This is a genomic window from Telluria sp. ZB4P34 (assembly GCF_059686055.1).
Window position 1 is genome coordinate 147,666 of record NZ_JCASIF010000010.1, and the last position, 21,918, is coordinate 169,583.

Here is a 21,918-nt window from a genome sequence, read left to right on the forward strand (position 1 = left end):
TGCTCGCAGTAGGAAGTTGATGAGAAATCGCCTATGAGCAACGGCGAGTGGCCAGCGGCTGCTCATGCTCCGCTTTCCAGTGCATCGACAATGGCGCGCTCGAGCCTGGCCTCGTCGATTTTCTTGAAGCCGACATGGGTAAAGATGACCTTGCCGTTCCGGCCGATCAGCACGCTGCTCGGCATGCCCTTGATGGCGTACTGTCGGGGAGACGTTCCGTCGGGGTCGAAGGCGATCGTGAACTCGGCCGGTACTGCCCGCAAGAACGATTCGGCATCGTCCCTGGACTGATCAACATTGATCGCAATCACTTGCAGGCCGCGGGCAGCGTATTTGCGCTGCATTGCGTTCATGAAGGGGAAGGACTGTTTGCAGGGGCCGCACCAGGACGCCCAGAAGTCGAGGTAGACGAGCTGTCCTCGAAACCCGCTGAGACTAACGGGGCCTTTGACGCCACGCAAGGAAAACGATGGAGCGGCTGCAGATTCTGGCGTCGCGATCGGTGCAGCCGCCAAAGACATGTTTGCCACCGACGCCATTGCGCAGAACAGGCTGGCACATACAAGGTATGGAAAATGATTCATAGTGACGCGCCAGCGCTACGAGTTGTTGTGTTTTAGAAGTTTATCATTTTACTATTTGTAAGTTTGATTTTTGTGAACTTGGTTACGAACTGTTGCGCTCGTTTGACATTCGGTCCATGGATTCCACGGCATCGCACGTACGCTCAGCGGTTGGCGATCTCGAGCAGCACTTCGGCATGGCAGGGGCCGTCGAGCGGACACCAGCACGCCAGGTTCTTGCCGCGCAGCGCCACCCGCGCCTCGGCCGCCAGCCGCTGCCCGGCGGGATCCTCCTGCAACCAGCGCCGGAAGGCGGCCACGGCCTGCTCCACGTTCGGCATGGCGGTATAGCGCACGCCTACCGGCGTGCCCGGCGCCACCTCCGGCGCCACCGAGAACGGATTGCCCCAGCGGCCGGGGCGCGCCACCGACACCGTGTCCGGCGGCAGCTTCCAGCCTTTCTTCCTGCTCAATCGGACGCGTGTCGGCTCCATGGCCTGGCCTACAGTTTCGCGATCTGGGCGTCGATCCTGCGCAGCGCACGCTCGCTGCGCTCACTGTAGCGGTCGGTCAGGTAGTCGCTGCGGCCGCGCATGAGCAGGGTGATCTTGAAGAGTTCTTCCATCACGTCCACCACACGGTCGTAATAGGCCGAGGGGCGCATACGGCCTTCCTCGTCGAATTCCTTGTAGGCCATCGGTACCGAGGACTGGTTCGGGATCGTGAACATGCGCATCCAGCGCCCCAGCAGGCGCATCGTGTTCACCACGTTGAAGGATTGCGAACCGCCGCACACCTGCATCACCGCGAGCGTGCGGCCCTGGCTCGGGCGCAGCGCGCCCTGCTCGAGCGGGATCCAGTCGATCTGGTTCTTCATCACGCCCGTGATCGCGCCGTGGCGCTCGGGACTGCACCACACCTGCCCTTCCGACCACAGGGACAGTTCGCGCAGCTCGACCACCTTGGGGTGGGTCTCCGGCACGCTGCCCACCATCGGCAGCTGCATGGGGTCGTAGATGCGTACCTCGGCGCCGAAGTGCTCGAGGATGCGCGCCGCCTCGTAGGTGAGGAAGCGGCTGAACGAGCGCTCGCGCAGCGAACCGTAGAGCAGGAGGATGCGCGGCGGATGCGACAGCTCGCCTCTTGGGGCCAGTTTGGCCAGGTCCGGCAGGTCGAGCTGTTCCGGGTTGATGTTCGGTAGTCCGGGTATCTTGTCCATATTCTTCCTTGTCAGCTCAGGCGCAGCGCGAGGGCGGCCAGGGTGAGCAGCAGGATCGGCAGCGTCAGGGTCAGGCCGACTCGGAAATAATACCCCCACGAGATGGCGATCCCCTTGTTCGCCAGGACGTGCAGCCACAGGAGCGTGGCCAGGCTGCCGATCGGCGTGATTTTCGGGCCGAGGTCGCTGCCGATCACGTTCGCATAGATCATCGCCTCGCGCACCGCGCCGCTGGTCGCCGTGGCGTCGATCGAAAGCGCGCCGATCAGCACGGTGGGCATATTGTTCATCACCGACGACAGCAGCGCCGTGATCACCCCGGTGCCGAGCGCCGCACCCCATACGCCATGGGCCGCGCAGCGCTCGAGCAATGCGCTCAGGTGATCGGTCAGGCCGGCATTGCGCAGGCCGTAGACCACCAGGTACATCCCGAGCGAGAACACCACCACCTGCCAGGGCGCGTCGCGCAGCACCGTGCGGGTGGCGATGCGGTGACCGCGCGCGGCAACGGCGAACAGTACCAGTGCGCCGAGCGCCGCTACCGCGCTGATCGGCACGCCCACCTCGTCGAGCCAGAAAAAGCCGATCAGCAGCAGCGCCAGCACCCACCAGCCGGCGACAAAGGTCGCGCGGTCGTGGATGGCTTCCACCGGCCGGCGCAGCTGGGCCAGGTCGTAGTCCTGCGGGATGTCCTTGCCGAAGAACCAGAGCAGCGCCGCGAGCGTGGCCGCCACCGACACCAGGTTCACCGGCGCCATCACCGCCGCATAGCGTGCGAAGCCGATATTGAAATAATCGCTGGAGACGATGTTCACCAGGTTCGACACCACCAGCGGCAGGCTGGCGGTGTCGGCGATGAAGCCGGCCGCCATCACGAAGGCCAGCGTGGCCTTCGGCGAAAAGCGCAGCGCGCCCAGCATGGCGATGACGATCGGCGTGAGGATCAGGGCGGCGCCGTCGTTGGCGAACAGCGCCGCCACCGCGGCGCCGAGCAGCACCAGCAGCACGAACAGGCGCCGTCCCTTGCCGCCGCCCCAGCGCGCGACGTGCAGCGCCGCCCACTCGAAGAAGCCGGCCTTGTCCAGCAGCAGGCTGATGATGATCACGGCGACGAAGGCGCCCGTGGCGTTCCACACGATGTGCCACACGACCGGGATGTCGGACGGCTGGATGACGCCGGCCAGCAGCGCGGCGGCGGCGCCGGCCGAGGCGCTCCAGCCGATGCCGAGGCCGCGCGGCTGCCAGATGACGAGGACGAGGGTGGCAAGAAAAATCAGGATGGCGGGCAGCAAGCGCGATCCCTCCGTCAGGCCGGCAGCAGGCCGCCGATGCGGTCCAGCTCTGCCTTGAAGCGGGTGCGGTCCTGGGCCAGCTCGCCGAGAGGCAGCGCCAGGAAGGCTTCGATGCGGGCGCGCAGGATCGCGTAGGCGCGTTCGAAGGCGGCGCTGATGTCCTCGTCCGAACCCCCGACGTGGCTCGGATCGTCCACGCCCCAATGGGTGCGCAGCACCGGTCCGAGGTATGCCGGGCAGGTTTCGCCGGCCGCGCTGGCGCAGACGGTGACGACGATATCGGGCGTGAGCGGCAGCGCATCCCAGGATTTGCTGTAATAGCCGCTAGTGGAGATGCCCTTGTCCGCCAGCAGCTGCAGCGCGCGCGCGTTCAGGCGGCCGGCCGGCTGGCTGCCGGCGCTCAGCGCCCGCCAGCCCTGCGGCGCCAGGTGGTTGAAGACGGCTTCGCTGATGAGCGAACGGCAGGAATTGCCGGTGCAGAGGAATAGCACGTTCATGGTGTCTTTCGGTGGAGATGGGTGGTCAGGTGGCGGCGCCGCAGCCTGGGCTGCACGGATTGCCGCCGCAGCAGTTTTCGGTGAGGAAGGCCAGCAGCGCGTTCATGGCGCCGAACTGCGCCGCATAGATGATGAAGCGGCCTTCCTGGCGCGGTGTGATCAGTCCCGCATGAGTGAGCTCCTTCAGGTGGAAGGAGAGCGAGGACGCGGGCAGGCCCAGCGTCTCGGCAATGCGGCTGGCGGCCATCCCGGCAGGGCCGGCCTGGACCAGCAGCCGAAAGGCGGCCAGCCGCGATTCCTGGGCCAGCGCGGCCAGCGCCGCGATGGCTGCTTTGGTGTCCATGAGTGCGTCTTTTGTCATTTCCATGATCATCGAATTATAACCGGCAGGCGCCGGACACTTCGAATATTATCGAAATAATTTGACAGCTTCATGACAAAGCACTTATTCTTATTTCGTCGAATGACGAATAACGAATGACAACGAACGACCTACCACGTCTCATCTCACCCGGAGAGCTGCCATGCACCACATCGATGCCACCCTTCCCGTCGCCGTGCTGGGCGCCGGCCCCGTCGGCCTTGCCGCTGCCGCGCACCTGCGCGAGCGCGGCCTCACTCCCCTGCTGCTCGAAGCCGGCGCGGTCGTCGGCGCGAACCTGGACGCCGTCCGCCATGTGCAGTTGTTTTCGCCGTGGCGCTACAACGTCGACAAGGCGGCGCGCCGCCTGCTCGAAGCCGCCGGCTGGCGCATGCCGGCGCCGGATGCCCTGCCGACCGCAGCCGAACTGCGCGACGCCTACCTGGCGCCGCTGGCCGCCCTGCCCGCCCTCGCCGGAGCCCTGCACCTGTCGCACCGCGTCACGGCCATTACCCGCAGCGGCGCCGACAAGGTGAAGACGCGCGGACGCGCCGACGCCCCCTTCCTCATCCGCGCCGACACGCCCGAGGGCCCGCGCGAGTTCCTGGCGCGCGCCGTGATCGACGCCACCGGCACCTGGTCGCAGCCGAATCCGCTCGGCGCGAGCGGCATCCCGGCGCTCGGCGAAGCGGCGCTGTCGGCGCGTATCGTCTACGGCATGCCGGACGTGCTGGGAAGCCAGCGCGCCCGTTATGCCGGCAAGGGGGTGCTGGTGGTGGGCGCCGGCCATTCCGCCGCCGGCACGCTGCTGGCGCTGGCGCAGCTCGCAACCGGGCATCCCGCTACCCGGCTGGTGTGGGCCACCCGCGGCAGCCAGCTGGCGCGCGTGTTCGGCGGCGGCGACGCGGACGGACTGCCGGCGCGCGGACGGCTGGGGCAGCGCCTGCAGGCATTGCGCGACACCGGGCAACTGACGATGCGCCAGGACTTCCCGATCGTGCGTGTGGAGGAGGCGGGTGGGCGTTTGGCCGTGCTTGATGCCGGCGGCCGCCGCATCGAGGGTATCGACGAGATCGTCTGCGCCACCGGCGCCCGGCCCGACCTGTCGCTGACGCGCGAGCTGCGCGTGCGCCATGATCCCTGGCTGGAGAGCACCGATGCGCTGGCGCCGCTGATCGACCCGAACGAACACAGTTGCGGCACCGTGCGCCCGCATGGCCACCGCGAGCTGGCCCATCCCGAGACCGGCTACTACGCAGTGGGCGCCAAGAGCTATGGCCGTGCGCCCAACTTCCTGCTGGCCACCGGCTACGAGCAGGTGCGCTCGGTGGTGGCGGCGCTGGCGGGCGACCTCGCCGCCGCAGACGACGTCCAGCTCGACCTGCCGGAGACGGGTGTCTGCAATACCCGCAGGGTCTATCAGCAGCCGGCGTCGGCCTGCTGTACAGTGAAGGCCGCGGACGCCACCTGCTGCTGAACGGCGGCCGCCCATGTCGCGGCAATTCGCGCCATTACCGGGAGAACAGCTTGTCATCCGCACGCAAGACCATCGGCATCCTCGCCTTCACGCAGATTGCATCGTGGGGATCACTGTACTACGCCTTCGGCGTCCTGGCGCCATCGATCGGGCGCGAGCTCGGCATCGCCGCCGAGACCACCGTCGCCGCCTTCTCGTGGAGCCTGCTGGTGGCCGGCGTTGCCGCCACGCCGGTCGGCGCCCTGGTCGACCGGCACGGCGGGCGCTACGTGATGGCGGCCGGCTCGGTGGCCAGCGCTCTCGGCCTGGCCTGGATGGCGCTGAGCACGACGGCCGCCTCCTACTTCGGCGCCTGGAGCCTGATCGGCCTGGCGATGGCGCTGACCCTGTACGAAGCGGCCTTCGCCACCATCAACCGCAAGGTCGAGGTGGGTGCGCCGCGCGCGATCTCGACGCTGACCCTGTTCGCCGGTTTCGCCAGCACCCTCTTCTGGCCGCTGACGCTCGCCCTCGCCTCGCGCCTGGGCTGGCGCGATACCTACCTGGCCTACGCGGCGCTGCAACTGGCCGTATGCCTGCCGCTGCATCTGTGGCTGGGAAGGGACGGGCCGCGCCCGCCCCTGTGCGCGAACGCGCCGCGCGACAGCCACACCCTGGCCGAGGCGCTGCGCCATCCGGCCTTCTGGAAGCTGGCGCTGGCCTTCTCAGCCAACGTCTTCACCTTTTCCGCGCTGGCGGTACACCTGATTCCGCTGCTGCAGTCGCTCGGCCACGGCGCCGCCACCGCCGTCCTGCTGGCGGCCCTGGTGGGCCCAATGCAGGTGGCCGGCCGCATCGGCGAGCGCACGCTGGCGCGCGACACGCCGCCCCAGGTCGTCGGGCGCTTCGTCTTCGCGACCCTGCCCTTCGGGCTGCTGGCGCTGGCGCTGCTGGGCACCCAGGTCTGGGCGGTGGGGCTGTTCTGCGTGCTGTACGGGATGAGCAACGGCGTGCTGACCATCATCCGCGGCACCCTGCCGCGCGCCATGTTCGGAGCGCGCCACTATGGCGCCATCACGGGCGCGCTGGCGGCGCCCTCGCTGTTGTCGAAGGCAGCCGGTCCCCTGGTGGCGGCGGCGGTCCTGTCCGGCGCGTCCGGGCCGGTGCTGCTGCCTCTGGTGCTGTTCGGCTGCGCACTGGCCTCGCTCCTGCTGTATCTCTCGGCGACCAGGTCGGCGCAGGCAGCGCAGGCAAGGGAAGTCGCGGCGACTTGACGGCGCCGCGCCGCCTTCCTATCCTCGCAACTGTCCTTGCAGATTCACCAGATCGAAAGCGCCCATGACCTCTTCCTGCTGCGGCCCGGCCACGACGCCCCCGTCCGACATCGACACCGACGACCTCGCCGCGCTGTGCAAGGCCATCGGCCATCCTGCGCGCCTGCAGCTGCTGCGGCACCTGATCCAGCACGGCGACTGCTATTTCGGCAGCCTGGCCGACGTGCTGCCGCTGGCGCCGTCGACCATCTCGAAGCATGTGTCGATCCTGAAGGAAGCGGGCCTGATCGAAGGCTCGTCGGACGTGCAGCGGGTCTGCTACTGCGTCCGGCCCGCGCGGCTGGCCCAGCTCAAGACGATGATCGGCGCACTGTAAGTCCCGCCACTGCCGGCCCGGGGGCGGCGTCCTTCAGCGGGCGATCAGTTCGGGCCGTTTCAGCTTGCGCTGCAACTGCAGGATTCCATACACCAGGGCTTCCGCCGTAGGCGGGCAGCCGGGAATGTAGACGTCGACCGGCACGATGCGGTCGCAGCCGCGCACCACCGAATACGAGTAGTGGTAGTAGCCGCCTCCGTTGGCGCAGGACCCCATCGAGATGACGTAGCGCGGCTCGGGCATCTGGTCGTACACCTTGCGCAGGGCGGTCGCCATCTTGTTGGTCAGGGTGCCTGCAATGATCATCAGGTCGGCCTGGCGCGGACTGGCGCGCGGGATCAGGCCGAAGCGGTCCATGTCGTAGCGTGCGGATGCTGCATGCATCATCTCCACGGCGCAGCAGGCAAGGCCAAAGGACAGGTACCAGAGACTGTTGCCGCGGGCATGGGCCAGCAGGTGATCGACATTCGTCAGCAGGTAATGCTGGCCTTCCAGCACGGATTCATTCATCGTCGGCTCCTTCGAAAACAGCGCGACGATACGGCCTTGCCGGCGCCGTGTCTTGTACCGACACGACATCGCGGCCGGCTTGTCACGTGAACGAATCCAGCTCCTCGCGCTCGAACTGCCAGAAGCCGTACCCGGAGGCGTCGTCCTCGCGCCGGGCCAGGAAGCCGGACGGCGTATCCCCCACGAACTGCCTGAAGTCGCGGCTGAAGTGGGCCTGGTCGACGTAGCCGGCTTCGTATGCGGCCAGTGCCAGGCTCGGCCTGCCCTGCGCCCGCATCAGGACCGACAGCGCCTGCGCGAAGCGGGCAAGCCGGCGGTAGTCGCGCAGCGCAACGCCGTGGTGCGCCAGGAAGCGGCGCTCGAACTGGCGCACGCCCAGGCCGAGATCGGTGGCCAGCGCGTCCACCGGCTGGAACAGGCGATCGAAGGACAGGGAGGGCAGCGGCGGCAAGGCCCGCGCGCCCGCGCCGGGACGGCGCAGGAGGAATTCCTCGAGAACGCGTACGCGCCCGCGAAAGCCTGCGGCATGCTGCAGCTCGTCTTGCAGGCGCTGCGCCTCGGCCTGGCCCACCAGGGCGTCGAGCGGCACGGGACCCGCGCCCAGGCAATCGGCGGGAATCCCGAAGCAATGGAGGATGCCCGACGCGCGAAACACGGCCGACATGAAGGCGCTGCCCGGCTGCACCGTGAAACGGCGCGGCGCCAAGGTCGGCCCCGTGACGAAGGCCTGCGGCAGGCCGACGGGCGCTTGCGCACCGAGCACGGCGGCGCCGCCCTGCAGGTAGACCACCAGTTGCGCGTCCGGGCTCGCCGGAAGATGCGGCGCGGAGACCGCGAAGCCGCCTCCGATGAGGTTCTTCACATAGGGCGCGAGCGCCCTGCGCGGCAGGGCGAGCAGGCGCTCCGGCAAGCCGGCAGGGCGCGAATCGAGCATGGCGGGTCGGGGCGTATGGACGAACCCGCCGAGCTTACCCTGGCGCGGCGGCGCTGTCCATGCAGCTAGCGCCGTAGGGAGGGCATGCGCGGCAGTAGCACCGCCAGGATGCCCAGCAGCGGCAGGAAGGAAGCGGCCCGGATCACGTATGCGATGCCGGCCGTGTCGGCGACCGCGCCCATCACGGCCGCGCCGATGCCGCTGATGCCGAACATCAGCCCGAAGAACAGTCCGGCGATCATGCCCACCTTGTCGGGCACCAGTTCCTGCGCGAACACGACGATGGCCGAGAAGGCCGAGGACATCACCAGGCCGATCACCACCGACAGCACGGCGGTCCAGAACAGGTTCGCATACGGCAGCGCCAGCGCGAACGGGGCCGCACCCAGGATCGAGAACCAGATGACGCGCTTGCGGCCGATGCGGTCGCCGATCGGCCCCCCGGCGAAGGTGCCCGCCGCCACGGCAGCGAGGAACAGGAACAGGTACATCTGCGCCGATTCCACCGATACGCGGAACTTCTCGATCAGGTAGAAGGTGTAGTAGCTCGACAGGCTGGCCATGTAGATGTACTTCGAGAACACCAGCAGCGCCAGCACCGTCAGGGCCCATAGCACGCGCCCGCGCGACAGGCTAGGGCCGGCATGGACGGCCACCGTGCGCGTCGCCTTGCGCAGGTGCCCCGCGTACCAGCGGCTGACCTTGAACAAGACGCCGACCGCCAGCAGCACCAGCAGCATCAGCCAGGCGATCCGGCCTTGCCCGCTGCCGACGATGATGGCGGCGGCCAGCAGCGGCCCGAAAGCCGAGCCGAGGTTGCCGCCCACCTGGAACAGCGACTGGGCGAAGCCGAAGCGCCCGCCGGAAGCCAGGCGCGCGACACGCGAGGCTTCGGGGTGGAAGGTCGAGGAGCCGATGCCGATCAGGCCGGCCGCAAGCAGCAGCATGGCGAAGCTGCCGGCCGTGGCCAGCAGCGCGACGCCGAGCAGGGTCACGCACATCCCGGCCGGCAGCAGGAAGGGAATCGGGCGCTTGTCGGTGTACAGGCCGATCCACGGCTGCAGCAGCGAGGCGGTGCACTGGAAGGTCAGCGTGATCAGGCCGATCTGGGTGAAGCTGAGTGCGAACTCGTCCTTGAGCAGCGGGTAGATGGCGGGCAGCACGGCCTGCACGCAATCGTTCAGCAGGTGGACGAAGGCGACCGAGAACAGGATTTGCATTACCGCTGCCGGCTGCGTGGCGGCGGATGTTGCGGAAGAAGGTAGCGACATGGGTGAAGCGGGCAATGGCGGTCATCGAGTCTACACCGGGCGCCTGGACAGCGCCGGCGGGCAGCGAAGCAGCGCTTCAGGACGCGGCGTTCTCCTGGGCGTAGCGCGCAGGCGGCATCCCCGCATGGCGCATGAAGGCGACACTGAATGCGCTGGCCGAGGCGTAGCCGACCCGCCGTCCCACCTCCGCCACGCCGCCCTCCTTGTGCCGCAGCAGCGTGCGCGCCATCGCCATGCGCCAGTTGAACAGGTATTCCATCGGCGCCACGCCAAGCGCACGGCTGAACCGCTCGAAGAAGGTCGATCGCGACAACGCGGCCTCCCTGGCCAGCTCCGCGACGGTCCAGGCCCGCGCCGGATCCTCATGCAGGCGCCGCAGGGCCGCCGCCAGGCGTGCATCGGCCATCCCGCGCAGCAGGCCGGGTGTGCCGGCGTCGTGCGCGCCCGCGCGCAGCGCTTCGATCAGCAACACTTCGAGCAGCTTGGCCAGCAAGACCTCGCGCGCGGGGCGCAGGGCGCGGAACTCGTCGCCGATCAGTTGCCCGATGGCGCGCAGGCGAGGATCCCCGTGCACGTGCACCAATTGGGGAAGCAGCGGCACCAGCAGGCCCGCATCGGGCGAACCGAATATGCAATAGCCGACCAGCAGGCGGACATCCGCCGGTCCGTCCTGGACGCCATGGCGGATCTCGCCGTCGCGCAGCACCGGCGCCGACGCCGGCTCTGAAGCCAGATCGTCGCCTCCCTCCTCCAGGCTGGACACCTGGAACTCGCGCGCCGACGGGATCATCACGAAATCGTCCTGGCGCAGGAGGAGCGGTTCATTGCCTGCGACCGCAAGCCGGCAGCCGCCCTCCAGCACGACGCAGAAGAACGGCCGGCCGACCTCCGAGCGTCGCACCCGCCAAGGGCCGGCGCCGCTGACGATCTTGGAAAACGGGGCGCCAGGCTGCAGCAGCAGGACGAGTTCAGCGAAAGGGTCAACCATATTCGGACGCTCAGAAAAGAAAGTCGTACTTTCAATTATATCCAGTCTGGATACGAGCGCCTATCCTGTGCCTTCCACCAATCAATCAAGGAGCCATTCATGCCTACCATCCTCGTTACCGGCTGCTCGTCCGGATTCGGCCTCGAAACCGCCCGCTATTTCCTCGAACGCGGCTGGCAGGTCGTCGCCACCATGCGCACGCCGCGCGCCGACCTGCTGCCGGCTTCGCCAAAACTGCGTATTCTCGCGCTCGATGTGACGGACCTGGCAAGCGTGCAAGAAGCGGTCTCAGCCGCCGGTCCGATCGATGTCCTGGTGAATAACGCCGGTATCGGCCTGCTGGGCCTGTCGGAAACCACGGCGATGGAGACCGTGCGTGATGTGTTCGATGCCAATACCTTCGGCAGCATGGCCATGGTGCAGGCAGTCTTGCCCCAGTTCCGGCAGCGCCGTGCCGGCGTCATCGTCAACGTCTCGTCCAGCACGACCCTCAAGCCGCTTCCCCTGCTCGCCGCGTACAGTGCCAGCAAGGCCGCCGTCAACGCCTACACCGAATCGCTGGCGCTCGAATTGCAGGCGATCGGGGTGCGGGTCAGTCTGGTGCTTCCGGGGCGCTCGCCCGAGACGCCGTTCTCCCGCAACGCACAGCCGCGCATGCAGGCCAATGTGCCGCAGGAATATGCCGGGTTCGTGGAGCAGGTGTTTGCCGGGAGAGGAAGTGCGGGACCGGTGACCCATGCAGTCGACGTGGCCGAGGCGATATGGCGGGCCGCGACCGACCCGGCCACGCCGCTACGCATCCCGGCCGGGGCGGATGCGGTGGCAGTGGCGTTGGCGGCGGCATGAGGTCCCGGCAGACGCCTTGGGTGAGTCGTCTCAGTAGCTCACCGATGCCGGGTTCCTCTGCCATGAAGGCGTTGCAGGGTGGCCCGACACCAGCCTTCCGCACTCATCCACCGGCTCGCGGAATCGCAGCGTTCAATCGAACTTCGAGAAGTCCGGCTTGCGCTTCTCGAAGAACGCAGTAAACGCTTCCTTCGCCTCCGGCGCCAGCAGCATGGCGGCGAAGCGCTCGTTTTCGGCCGCGATCGCGGCTTCGATGTCGGCGATGCGCGGACGCTTCATCAGCGCCTTGGTGGTGCGGATCGACGCGGCCGGCAGCGCCACCAGCTTGGCGGCCTGCTGCTCGACGAAGGCGCGCAGCTCTGGAGCAGGCAGCACGCGGGTGACCAGGCCCATCTCGAAGGCTTCCTGGGCGCCGAAGGCTTCGCCCAGCAGCAGTTTTTCCGCGGCGCGCGGGTAGCCGGCCAGTTGCGGCAGCAGCAGCGAGGAGCCGAATTCCGGGCACAGGCCGAGCTGGGTGAAGGGCACCGAGAACTTGGCGTTGTCGGCCGCGTACACCAGGTCGCAGTGCATCAGCATGGTGGTGCCGATGCCGATGGCGGCGCCAGCCACCGCGGCGACCACGGGCTTGGTCGTACCGTGCAGGGCGCGCATGAACTGGAACACCGGGCGGGCTTCGGCCGGCACTCCCTGGACCGGGGCCGAGTTCTTCATGAAGTCGTCGAGGTCGTTACCAGCGGTGAAGATCTCCGGTTTGCCGGCGATGAGGATGGCGCGCACGGCGCTGTCCTGCTCGGCATCGAGCAGCGCGTCGGCCATCGACTGGTACATCGCGGCGGTGATCGCGTTCTTGCGCTCGAGGCGGTTGAATTCGATGGTCAGCAGGCCGTTGGCCTTGTTGATCAGCATGTCCATTTCAGGGTCTCCGAATATTCTTGGGCTGCTTGAACGCGCGGGCGTTCGTAATTCCGGGCATTGCCCGGAATTACCCCTCCCATCCTACGGAGAAACAGCCGATTTCCCGCCCGCGCGGTCACTGCTTACTTGTTGCTTAAACGCGCTCGACGATACCGGCCGCGCCCATGCCGGCGCCCACGCACATCGTCACCATGCCGTACTTCAGGTTGTTGCGGCGCAGTGCGTGCACGACGGTCGCGGCGCGGATCGCGCCGGTGGCGCCCAGCGGGTGGCCGAGGGCGATCGCGCCGCCCATCGGGTTGACCTTGCTGGTGTCCAGGCCGAGGTCGCGGATCACGGCCAGCGCCTGGGCGGCAAAGGCTTCGTTGAGTTCGATCCAGTCCAGCTGGTCCTGCGTGATGCCGGCGGCGGCCAGCGCTGCGGGAATCGCGACCTTCGGGCCAATGCCCATGATCTCCGGCGGCACGCCTCGCACGGCGAACGAGGAGAACTTGGCCAGCGGGGTCAGGTTGTGCTCCTTCAGGATCTTCTCGCTGACGACGATCAGCGCGCCGGCGCCGTCCGACATCTGCGACGAGGTCGCGGCGGTCACGCTGCCCTTGGCGGCGAAGACCGGCTTCAGCTTGGCCATGCCTTCCGGGCTGGCGTCGGCGCGCGGGCCTTCGTCCAGGTCCACGGTGCGGCGCTTGACGGTGATTTCACCGGTGGCCAGGTTCGGGGTACGGGTGACGATTTCCACCGGGGTGATCTCGTCCTTGAAGTAACCGGCCTGCTGGGCGGCGATGGCGCGGCGGTGCGATTCCAGGCCGAAGGCGTCCTGGTCTTCGCGCGACACCTTCCACTGCTCGGCCACCTTCTCGGCGGTCAGGCCCATGCCGTAGGCCAGGCCCACGTTCTCGTCCCTGAAGGTCTCCATATTAATGGAGGGGTGGTGGCCCATCATCGGGACCATCGACATCGACTCGACGCCGCCTGCGATCATCACGTCGGCTTCGCCCACGCGGATGCGGTCGGCCGCCATGGCCAGGGCGGTGATGCCCGAGGCGCAGTAGCGGTTGACGGTGACGCCGCCCACGGTGTGCGGCAGGCCTGCCAGCACCACGGCGTTACGCGCCACGTTGAAGCCCTGCTCCGCTTCCGGGAAGGAGCAGCCGACGATGGCGTCGACGATCAGGGCCGGGTCCAGGTTCGGCACGGCGGCCATGGCGCCGCGGATGGCGTGCACCAGCAGGTCGTCCGGACGGGTCTTGTTGAAGAAACCGCGCGGCGCCTTGCCGATCGGGGTACGGGTCGCTGCGACGATGTATGCGTCTTGAAGTTGTTTGCTCATGATTGGTCGTCCTGTTCTTTGTCAGCGACTTAGTTACGCACTGGCTTGCCGGTCTGCATCATGCCCATGATGCGTTCCTGGGTTTTCGGGTTGGCCAGCAGCTCGATGAAGGCCTTGCGCTCCATGTCGAGCAGCCACTGCTCCGATACCACGCTGCCCTGGTCGACGTCGCCGCCGGTCACGATCTCGGCGATCATGTCGCCCAGCTTGTAGTCGTAGGCCGAGATGAAACCGCCGTCACGCATGTTGACCAGCTGGCCGCGGATGGTCGCCCAGCCGTAGCGGCCGGTGACGGTGATCGGGCGGCGCGCCGGGGCGCGGTAGCCGGCGTCGAACATGGCGCGCGCGGTGGTCTTGGCCACGTGCAGCAGTTCGTAGGGGTTGAAGACGATGACGTCGTCTTCCTTCAGGTAGCCCATGGCCTTCGCTTCCAGTGCCGACTTCGACACCTGCGCCGTGGCCGCGTTGGTGAAGCCGGTCTTCAGGAATTGCAGGATGTCGTTGCCCTTCGCTTCCGTGAAGGCGCGCACGGCCGCTTCCTTCAGGCCGCCGCCGGCCGGCACCAGGCCGACGCCCACTTCCACCAGGCCGATGTAGGACTCGATCGAGGCCACGCGCTTCGATGCGTGCAGCATCATCTCGCAGCCGCCGCCCAGCGCCAGGCCCGCGACAGCGGCGACCACCGGGATGTTCGAGTACTTCATCTGCATGAAGACGTTCTGCAGGTCGCGCACCATCGGGTCCATCGCCTTGGCGCCGCCCATCATGAAGGCCGGCATGGCCGACTGCAGGTCGGCGCCGGCCGAGAACGCGCCGCCTTCGGCCGCGTCGGTGTTCCAGATCACCAGGCCCTTGAAGTTTTTCTCCGCTTCAGCCAGGCCGCGCTGGATGCCCTTCACCACGCCTTCGCCGATGACGTGCATCTTGGTCTTGAGCGAGATGACCAGCACCTCGTCGTCCGCGTGCCACAGGCGCACCGATTCGTCCTCGAACACGGTGGTGCCGAAGGTCTTTGGATCGACCGTGGTCGACCCCACCACCGGGGCGCGGAACTGCTGGCGCTGGTACACCGGCAGGTCGGACACCGGCACGTAGGCGTTCTTCGAAGCCGAGTACGAGCCTTCGGCAGTGTGCACGCCCTTCTCGGCGACCGGGCCTTCGAACACCCAGGCCGGCAGTGGTGCGTTGACCAAAGCCTTGCCCTGCTCGATGTCTTCCTTCACCCACTGGGCGATCTGGGTCCAGCCGGCGGCCTGCCAGGTCTCGAACGGGCCGACGCTCCAGCCGAAGCCCCAGCGCATTGCGAAGTCGACGTCGCGCGCATTGTCGGCGATGGTGTCGAGGTGGAAGGCGATGTAGTGGAAGGCGTCGCGGAAGATCGCCCACAGGAACTGCGCCTGCGGGTTGGTCGATTCGCGCATGGCCTTGAACTTCTTGACCGGGTCCTTTTCCTTCAGGATGCGGCCGACGATGTCGGCGGCCTTGGCGCCGCTCGGTACATAGTCGCCGGTGGCGAAGTCGAGGCGCTGGATCTCCTTGCCGACCTTCTTGTAGAAGCCGCCGCCGGTCTTCTGGCCCAGGGCGCCCTTCTCGATCAGCTTGGCCAGCACGTCCGGGGTCTTGTACAGGCTGAAGAAGGGGTCGTCCTGCAGGGTGTCCTGCATGGTCTTGATCACGTGGCCCATGGTATCCAGGCCCACGACGTCGGCGGTGCGGAAGGTGCCCGACTTGGCGCGGCCCAGCTTGGCGCCGGTCAGGTCGTCGACCACGTCCACCGACAGGCCGAACTTCTCGGCTTCATGGATGGTGGCCAGCATGCCGAAGATGCCGACGCGGTTGGCGATGAAGTTCGGGGTGTCTTTCGCGCGCACCACGCCCTTGCCCAGGGTCGAGGTCAGGAAGGTTTCCAGCTGGTCGAGGATCTCCGGACGGGTGGCGGCGGTCGGGATCAGTTCGACCAGGTGCATGTAGCGCGGCGGGTTGAAGAAGTGCACGCCGCAGAAGCGCGACTTCAGTTCGTCATCAAAACCTTCGGCCAGCTTGTTGATCGACAGGCCCGAGGTGTTCGAGGCGAAGATCGCGTTGGCGCCGATGTGCGGGGCGACCTTCTTGTACAGGTCGTGTTTCCAGTCCATGCGCTCGGCGATGGCTTCGATGATCAGGTCGCAGCCCGCCAGCACGTCGAGGTTGTCCTCGTAGTTGGCCACTTCGATCAGGGAGGCGTCGTCCTTGTTGCCCAGCGGGGCCGGCGACAGTTTTTTCAGGTTCTCGATGGCCTTCAGGACGATGGCGTTCTTAGAACCTTCCTTCGCCGGCAGGTCGAACAGCACGACCGGCACTTTCGCGTTCACGCAGTGCGCAGCGATCTGCGCGCCCATCACGCCGGCGCCCAGCACGGCGACTTTCTTGACGATGAAATTGGACATTCTTATTTCCTTGGATAAGTCGCGGCCTCCGCGATCAAGCAAAGGCCACGTGATGGTGTGTTAGAACAGGTCTGCGTCCATGGCCAGCAGGTTCGATGCACCCGAACGCGCCTGGCGGATCAGCATCGCGGTTTCCGGATACAGGCGGGCGAAGTAGAAGCGCGCGGTGTGCAGCTTGGCGACATAGAACTTGTCTTCCGAATCCTGCTTGGCCAGCGCGATCTTCGCCATCTGTGCGAAGAAGTAGCTGAACACCAGGTGACCGACGACGCGCAGGTAAGGCACGGCGGCAGCGCCGACTTCGTCCTGGTTCTGGAAGGCCTTCATGCCGATTTCCATGGTCAGCTTGGTGACCTTTTCGCCGAGCTCGCCCAGCGGGGTCACGAATTCGGACATCGACTCGTCCAGGCCGTTCTCTTCGACGAAGGCCTTGATCTTTTCGCCGAAGGCGCGCAGCTTGGCGCCGTTGTCCATCAGGATCTTACGGCCCAGCAGGTCGAGCGCCTGCACGGTGTTGGTGCCCTCGTAGATCATGTTGATACGGGCGTCGCGCACGTACTGCTCCATGCCCCACTCGCTGATGTAGCCGTGGCCGCCGTAGACCTGCATCGCTTCCGAGGTGGCGATCCAGCCGTTGTCGGTGATGAAGGCTTTCACGATCGGGGTCAGCAGCGCGACTTCGGCTGCGGCTTCCTTGCGCACTTCCTCGTCCGGGTGGCTCAGTTCGCGGTCGATCTGCAGCGCGATGTAGGAAGTCAGCGCGCGGCCGCCTTCGGCGAAGGCCTTGGCGGTCAGCAGCATGCGGCGCACGTCCGGGTGCACGATGATCGGGTCGGCCGGCTTGTCCGGCGCCTTCGGGCCCGACAGCGAACGCATCTGGATGCGGTCTTTCGCATACACCAGCGCGTTCTGGTACGCGACTTCGGTCAGGCCCAGCGACTGCATGCCGACGCCGAGGCGGGCGGCGTTCATGAACACGAACATCGCCTGCAGGCCCTTGTGCGGCTGGCCGATCAGGGTGCCGATGGCGCCGTCCAGGTTCATCTGGCAGGTCGAGTTGGCGTGGATGCCCATTTTCTCTTCGATGGCGCCGCAGGCGATGCCGTTGCGCTCGCCGAGCGAGCCGTCGCTGTTCACCTTGAATTTCGGGACCAGGAACAGCGAGATGCCCTTCGAGCCTTCCGGTGCGTCCGGCAGGCGCGCCAGCACCAGGTGGACGATGTTCTCGGACATGTCGTGCTCGCCGGCCGAGATGAAGATCTTGGAGCCGGTGATGCTGTAGGTGCCGTCCGCCTGCGGTTCGGCCTTGGTGCGCAGCAGGCCCAGGTCGGTGCCGCAATGCGCTTCGGTCAGGCACATGGTGCCGGTCCACTCGCCCGAGACCAGCTTCGGCAGGAACAGCTTCTTCTGCTCGTCGGTGCCGTGCTCTTTCAGGCACTCGTAGGCGCCGTGCGACAGGCCCGGGTACATGGTCCACGCCTGGTTCGACGAGTTCAGCATCTCGTAGAAGGAGTTGTTCAGCGAGACCGGCAGGCCCTGGCCGCCGTATTCCGGATCGCAGGCCAGCGCCGCCCAGCCGCCTTCCACGTACTGCTTGTACGCTTCCTTGAAGCCCTTCGGGGTGGTGACGGCCTTGGTGGCGGCGTCGAAGTGGCAGCCTTCGCGGTCGCCCGAGTGGTTCAGCGGGAACAGCACTTCCTGCGTGAACTTCGCACCTTCTTCGAGCACCTGGTTGATGATGTCGGCGTCGATTTCCTGGTAGGCAGGCAGGTTCTTGAACTCTTCGCTGACGTTGAGGAATTCGTGCAGAACGAACTGCATATCCCGGATTGGCGCGACGTACTGACCCATGGTTTTCTCCTGAACGAAGGTAATGTTGTTTGACTGAAGGCTTTACTGAGCCGGGACGCCTTGCGGCGCGCCTTTCGGCATGCTTGGATTGCGGTAGTTCTCGACCAGCCGCTCGAAGCCGCGGCGTGCGCGCTCGACCGCGCCCGGCATGCGCAGGAAGCGCGCATCGTGGTGCAGGGCCAGGATCAGCCCGTACATCTCGTAGACCAGCTGTTCGGCGTCGGTATCGGGCCGCAGGTGGCCGACCTCGACCGCCTGGTGCGCGGCGCGCTGCAGGGCGCCCTGCCAGGCCTGCACCATCTTGACCAGCTCCTCGCGGATCGGGCCCGGGCGGTCGTCGTACTCGACGGCGCCGCTGATATAGATGCAGCCGGACGCGATCTCGACCGACACGCGCGCCAGCCAGCGGTCGAACATCGACTGCAGGCGCGGCAGGCCGCGCGGCTCGCGCACGCTCGGGAAGAACACTTCCTGCTCGAAGCGGTGGTGGTACAGCTTGACGACTTCCAGCTGCAGGTCTTCGCGCGAACCGAAGTGCGCGAACACGCCGGACTTGCTCATGTTCATCCGGTCGGCCAGCAGGCCGATGGTCAGGCCTTCCAGGCCGTCGCGGCTCGACAGCTCGAGCGCCACGTCGAGAATTGCTGCCCGCGTCAGTTCGCCCTTGCGCATGAATTTGGCTGAAGTAGTGATAGCTGCCCCTGAATCGAAAAAATCCGAACGCTCGTACTATTATCTACCAGAGATGAAATGTCAAACGGGAACTTAGAGGCGAGATTCTATTGATGCATGACAACGGCGGACGGAGAAACCATCCACAGGACGCTCCCGGCTGAATGCGCCCGGAACACGTTGTCGCAGATGCTAAGGTAACCCATTTTCGGGACTTGTGGCGTATCCGGGCGACATCCAGCTAATTGAACGTGCAAGATACTCAGAGAAAGGGCCACTAGCGCCCAGGACAACACTTCCCCGATTCCAGCCCATGCGACTTCATTGCCTGCTTCCCCTGCTGTTTGCCTTCGCCAGCGTCGATGCCCCCGCCGCGGCGCCAGCACCATCGATCAAGACCTATGCCGCAGTCATGGCGCGTGCACCTGCGCCAGCCGAACTTCGTCATCGATCGATTCGGGAAGCACGATTTGCTGATTTTCGACGATGCCCTGTAGCCGCGTCATGTGGACCGAACAGGAGATCGCGGACATGTTGAAGGACGCCGGCGTCGCCACGGTGGAGGCGTATGTGGACCGCGTGTTCCAGCCGCGCCCGGAACAGATCGAGCCGGCGGTGACCCGGCTGCCTCCGAACGCGGCGTGTACGGCGAACTAGCTCATGTGGCCAGCATGCGCAGCACCAGGCCAGTGATGTAGGCGCCATAGGTGCCGAGGGCATAGCCGAGCACCGCCAGCAGCACGCCGACCGGCGCCAGCGCCGGGTGGAAGGCGCTCGCCACCACCGGCGCCGAGGCGGCGCCGCCGACGTTGGCCATCGAGCCGACCGCGAAGAAGAACAGCGGCGCACGGATCAGCTTGGCCACCAGCAGCAGCAGGCCGCCGTGCACGGCGATCCAGATCAGCCCCAGCAGGAACAACCAGGGACGGTCGAGCAGTGCATTCAGGTCCATCTGCATGCCGATGGTCGCCACCAGGAAGTACAGCATGGCCGAGCCGATCTTCGACGCGCCGGCGCCCTCCAGGCCGCGTGCCCGCGTAAAACTGAGCAGCAGGCCGAAGGTGGTGGCGAACACGACGATCCAGAAGAAGGACGAGGTCAGGCTGTAGTCCTGCAGCCGCCATTCGGCCGGCAGGCCGGCGATCCAGCCGATGGTCGGCGCGGTCAGCGCATGCGACAGGCCGGTGGCGCCGATGCCCACGGCCAGGATCACCATCACATCGGTCAGGCTCGGCATGCGCGCATTCTCGGCCTGGAAGGTCTCGATGCGCGTCTTGAGCGCATTGATGGCGCTCAGGTCGGCGCCGGTCCAGCGGTCGAAGGCCTGGGCGCGGCCCGTCATGAACAGCAGCACTGCCGTCCATACGTTGGCCACCAGTACGTCGACGGCGACGAACTGGCCGAACACGTTGGCGTCGACCTCGAACACCTCCTTCATCGCGGCCTGGTTGGCGCCGCCGCCGATCCAGGCGCCGGTGATCGTGGTCATGCCGCGCCAGGTCTCGCCCGCCACGGTCTCGGGGTGGATGAAGCGCATGATCTCGAACGAAGCCAAGGCGCCCAGCATGATGCCGGCGGTGCCGGTCAGGAACATGATGATCGCCTTGGGCCCCAGCCGCACGATGGCGCCGAAGTCGATCGCGATACACAGCAGTACCAGCGAAGCGGGCAGCAGGTAGTCGCGCGCCACCGGGTACAGCTTCGACAGGTTGCCGTCGATGACGCCCAGGGTGTTCAGAATGGCCGGGATCAGGTAGCACAGCAGCAGGGCCGGGACGTAGGTATAGAATCTTTTCCAAAAACCGTCGGGCCGGGCGGCGGACCAGAAGACCAGGCCGAGGATCGTTGCGAGGATGCCGAGCACGACGGCATCGTTGGTGACGAGGGGAACAGCAGTTTGCATGGAATGATCATCAAGAGCTGCCGGGACATCGCGCCGGCGCAGCCTGCGGCAATGCCCGACCTGGAGCCTTGCGGCCGGGTACGGGCATTTTACATTCCTGCAAACAAATGCAAACTAAAAATGTGACGATCGCAGCCCGGCGTCTATTCTTCCCCGATGCGCGTCATTACCCTCGGGGTCAGGTCTGACATTTGGACACGAGCTCAAGCGTTAAACATGGGCCGTAGCCGTGCCCGCAGCCGTAGCCGCGGCCGATGGCGTTTTACCTCCGCCCTGCCGACAACTGCGCTGTCTCAGCGCCGGCAATGCCGCGTCCGGTACCGTGATCGGCATGGCACGACCACTCCGACTCGAATTCCCCCACGCGCTTTACCATGTCACAGCGCGAGGAAACCGGCACAAGCCGATCTATCACCGCGACGCCGATCGCCATCTATGGCTGGACGTGCTGACGCACGTATGCGCACGCCATAATTTTGTCGTCCACGCTTTTTGCCAGATGACAAATCACTATCACTTACTGGTGGAGACAGTGGACGCGAACCTTTCGCAAGGAATGCGCCAACTCAATGGCCTGTATTCACAGCACATCAACCGGCGCCACCAACTCGCCGGACATCTTTTCCAGGGGCGGTATCACGCGATCCTGGTACAGAAAGAGAGCTACCTGCTGGAACTCAGCCGATATATCGTGCTGAATCCTATACGTGCAGCGATGGTGTCCTCGCCAGAAGAATGGCAATGGAGCAGCCATCACTACCTGACCGGTGCCAAGCCTGCACCTGCCTGGTTCGAACGCGACTGGCTGCTCAGCCAATTCAGTGAAACGCATGCGGCCGCCGTGTCCGCTTATCGGGCGTTTGTGCTGGCAGGCATCGGCAAGGGCAGCCCGCTTGCCGCTGTCCGCCATCAAGTTCTTCTAGGTGAAGACGACTTCGTCTCGCGCCACCAGCGATTGCAATTGGCAGAAGCCTTCGTGGAAGCGCCCAGGGCCGAGCGCCGGGCGGTCGCGCTGCCATTGACCGATTATCAGGAAACCTACGCCGACAGGTCCGAAGCAATGGCGCGCGCCTACCGCTCGACGGCCTTCACGATGCCGCAGATTGCTCACGCCTTCGGTGTGTCGACCAAAACCGTGAGCCGCGCGGTGGCTGCCTTTGAAAAACTGAAATTGCCGCGTTGAACAGCCTTTTACAGTAGAGGCCGTGTCCAAATGTCAGACCTGACCCCGGTT

At 66.3% G+C, this 21,918-nt stretch carries 22 protein-coding genes; 6 read left to right on the forward strand and 16 right to left on the reverse strand.

Features of this window, described 5'->3' with window-relative positions; all coding sequences use genetic code 11:
* Positions 1–62: 62 nt before the first annotated feature.
* The 6 genes from AC56KL_RS16830 to AC56KL_RS16855 all read right to left on the reverse strand — a co-directional run bounded on the left by AC56KL_RS16830 (position 63) and on the right by AC56KL_RS16855 (position 3,914).
* Complete coding sequence (locus AC56KL_RS16830; RefSeq protein WP_497181315.1) at positions 63–584, reverse strand: TlpA family protein disulfide reductase; 522 nt, start codon at positions 582–584, stop codon at positions 63–65.
* 143 nt (positions 585–727) lie between these two features.
* The gene (locus tag AC56KL_RS16835) at positions 728–1,036 is read right to left on the reverse strand and encodes a DUF4326 domain-containing protein (protein WP_497181316.1); all 309 of its coding nucleotides are present in this window, start codon (positions 1,034–1,036) and stop codon (positions 728–730) included.
* A gap of 29 nt (positions 1,037–1,065) precedes the next feature.
* Complete coding sequence (gene arsH / locus AC56KL_RS16840) at positions 1,066–1,782, reverse strand: arsenical resistance protein ArsH (RefSeq protein ID WP_497181317.1); 717 nt, start codon at positions 1,780–1,782, stop codon at positions 1,066–1,068.
* Between the two features lie 11 nt (positions 1,783–1,793).
* Complete coding sequence (locus tag AC56KL_RS16845; RefSeq protein ID WP_497181318.1) at positions 1,794–3,074, reverse strand: arsenic transporter; 1,281 nt, start codon at positions 3,072–3,074, stop codon at positions 1,794–1,796.
* A 14-nt stretch (positions 3,075–3,088) separates the two neighbouring features.
* The gene (locus tag AC56KL_RS16850) at positions 3,089–3,571 is read right to left on the reverse strand and encodes an arsenate reductase ArsC (protein WP_497181319.1); all 483 of its coding nucleotides are present in this window, start codon (positions 3,569–3,571) and stop codon (positions 3,089–3,091) included.
* A 25-nt stretch (positions 3,572–3,596) separates the two neighbouring features.
* Complete coding sequence (locus tag AC56KL_RS16855; RefSeq protein WP_497181320.1) at positions 3,597–3,914, reverse strand: ArsR/SmtB family transcription factor; 318 nt, start codon at positions 3,912–3,914, stop codon at positions 3,597–3,599.
* 181 nt (positions 3,915–4,095) lie between these two features.
* On the opposite strand from AC56KL_RS16855, the gene AC56KL_RS16860 reads away from it, so the two are divergent.
* The 3 genes from AC56KL_RS16860 (at position 4,096) to AC56KL_RS16870 (ending at position 7,038) form a co-directional block, all read left to right on the forward strand.
* A complete protein-coding gene (locus AC56KL_RS16860; protein WP_497181321.1) occupies positions 4,096–5,409 on the forward strand; it encodes an NAD(P)-binding domain-containing protein in 1,314 nt (437 codons plus the stop codon).
* Between the two features lie 50 nt (positions 5,410–5,459).
* Positions 5,460–6,662: an MFS transporter gene (locus tag AC56KL_RS16865; RefSeq protein WP_497181322.1), complete on the forward strand. Its 1,203-nt coding sequence runs from the start codon at positions 5,460–5,462 to the stop codon at positions 6,660–6,662.
* A 64-nt stretch (positions 6,663–6,726) separates the two neighbouring features.
* On the forward strand, positions 6,727–7,038 hold the full coding sequence (locus tag AC56KL_RS16870; RefSeq protein ID WP_497181323.1) for an ArsR/SmtB family transcription factor: 312 nt from the start codon (positions 6,727–6,729) through the stop codon (positions 7,036–7,038).
* 33 nt (positions 7,039–7,071) lie between these two features.
* Here AC56KL_RS16870 and AC56KL_RS16875 read toward each other — a convergent pair whose 3' ends face one another.
* The 4 genes from AC56KL_RS16875 to AC56KL_RS16890 all read right to left on the reverse strand — a co-directional run bounded on the left by AC56KL_RS16875 (position 7,072) and on the right by AC56KL_RS16890 (position 10,741).
* On the reverse strand, positions 7,072–7,548 hold the full coding sequence (locus AC56KL_RS16875; RefSeq protein WP_497181324.1) for a NuoB/complex I 20 kDa subunit family protein: 477 nt from the start codon (positions 7,546–7,548) through the stop codon (positions 7,072–7,074).
* Positions 7,549–7,630: 82 nt separating this feature from the next.
* Complete coding sequence (locus AC56KL_RS16880; RefSeq protein WP_497181325.1) at positions 7,631–8,482, reverse strand: AraC family transcriptional regulator; 852 nt, start codon at positions 8,480–8,482, stop codon at positions 7,631–7,633.
* 65 nt (positions 8,483–8,547) lie between these two features.
* Entirely contained in the window at positions 8,548–9,702 is a 1,155-nt protein-coding gene (locus AC56KL_RS16885) for an MFS transporter (protein WP_497181326.1), read from the reverse strand.
* A 127-nt stretch (positions 9,703–9,829) separates the two neighbouring features.
* Positions 9,830–10,741, reverse strand: a complete 912-nt coding sequence (locus tag AC56KL_RS16890; RefSeq protein WP_497181327.1) for a helix-turn-helix transcriptional regulator — start codon at positions 10,739–10,741, stop codon at positions 9,830–9,832.
* A gap of 99 nt (positions 10,742–10,840) precedes the next feature.
* On the opposite strand from AC56KL_RS16890, the gene AC56KL_RS16895 reads away from it, so the two are divergent.
* A complete protein-coding gene (locus AC56KL_RS16895) occupies positions 10,841–11,587 on the forward strand; it encodes an SDR family oxidoreductase (protein WP_497181328.1) in 747 nt (248 codons plus the stop codon).
* Positions 11,588–11,719: 132 nt separating this feature from the next.
* Here the strand turns inward: AC56KL_RS16895 and AC56KL_RS16900 are convergent, their stop codons facing one another.
* From AC56KL_RS16900 to AC56KL_RS16920, 5 genes are all read right to left on the reverse strand, one after another.
* On the reverse strand, positions 11,720–12,499 hold the full coding sequence (locus AC56KL_RS16900; RefSeq protein ID WP_497181329.1) for an enoyl-CoA hydratase: 780 nt from the start codon (positions 12,497–12,499) through the stop codon (positions 11,720–11,722).
* A 136-nt stretch (positions 12,500–12,635) separates the two neighbouring features.
* Positions 12,636–13,832, reverse strand: a complete 1,197-nt coding sequence (locus AC56KL_RS16905; protein WP_497181330.1) for an acetyl-CoA C-acyltransferase — start codon at positions 13,830–13,832, stop codon at positions 12,636–12,638.
* 29 nt (positions 13,833–13,861) lie between these two features.
* Positions 13,862–16,258 (reverse strand): 3-hydroxyacyl-CoA dehydrogenase/enoyl-CoA hydratase family protein, encoded by a 2,397-nt coding sequence (locus AC56KL_RS16910; RefSeq protein ID WP_497181331.1) that lies wholly within the window; start codon positions 16,256–16,258, stop codon positions 13,862–13,864.
* Positions 16,259–16,318: 60 nt separating this feature from the next.
* Positions 16,319–18,109: an acyl-CoA dehydrogenase C-terminal domain-containing protein gene (locus AC56KL_RS16915; RefSeq protein ID WP_497181332.1), complete on the reverse strand. Its 1,791-nt coding sequence runs from the start codon at positions 18,107–18,109 to the stop codon at positions 16,319–16,321.
* 42 nt (positions 18,110–18,151) lie between these two features.
* Positions 18,152–18,781, reverse strand: coding sequence for a TetR/AcrR family transcriptional regulator (locus tag AC56KL_RS16920; protein WP_497181333.1), 630 nt, complete (start codon positions 18,779–18,781; stop codon positions 18,152–18,154).
* Between the two features lie 504 nt (positions 18,782–19,285).
* On the opposite strand from AC56KL_RS16920, the gene AC56KL_RS16925 reads away from it, so the two are divergent.
* Positions 19,286–19,438, forward strand: coding sequence for a hypothetical protein (locus AC56KL_RS16925; protein ID WP_497181334.1), 153 nt, complete (start codon positions 19,286–19,288; stop codon positions 19,436–19,438).
* 1 nt (position 19,439) lies between these two features.
* On the opposite strand, the gene AC56KL_RS16930 is transcribed toward AC56KL_RS16925, so the two are convergent.
* Positions 19,440–20,684, reverse strand: a complete 1,245-nt coding sequence (locus AC56KL_RS16930; protein WP_497181335.1) for a DUF819 family protein — start codon at positions 20,682–20,684, stop codon at positions 19,440–19,442.
* Positions 20,685–21,015: 331 nt separating this feature from the next.
* Here AC56KL_RS16930 and AC56KL_RS16935 point away from each other — a divergent pair, with 331 nt between their 5' ends.
* On the forward strand, positions 21,016–21,867 hold the full coding sequence (locus AC56KL_RS16935) for a transposase (RefSeq protein ID WP_497181336.1): 852 nt from the start codon (positions 21,016–21,018) through the stop codon (positions 21,865–21,867).
* Positions 21,868–21,918 lie beyond the last annotated feature (51 nt).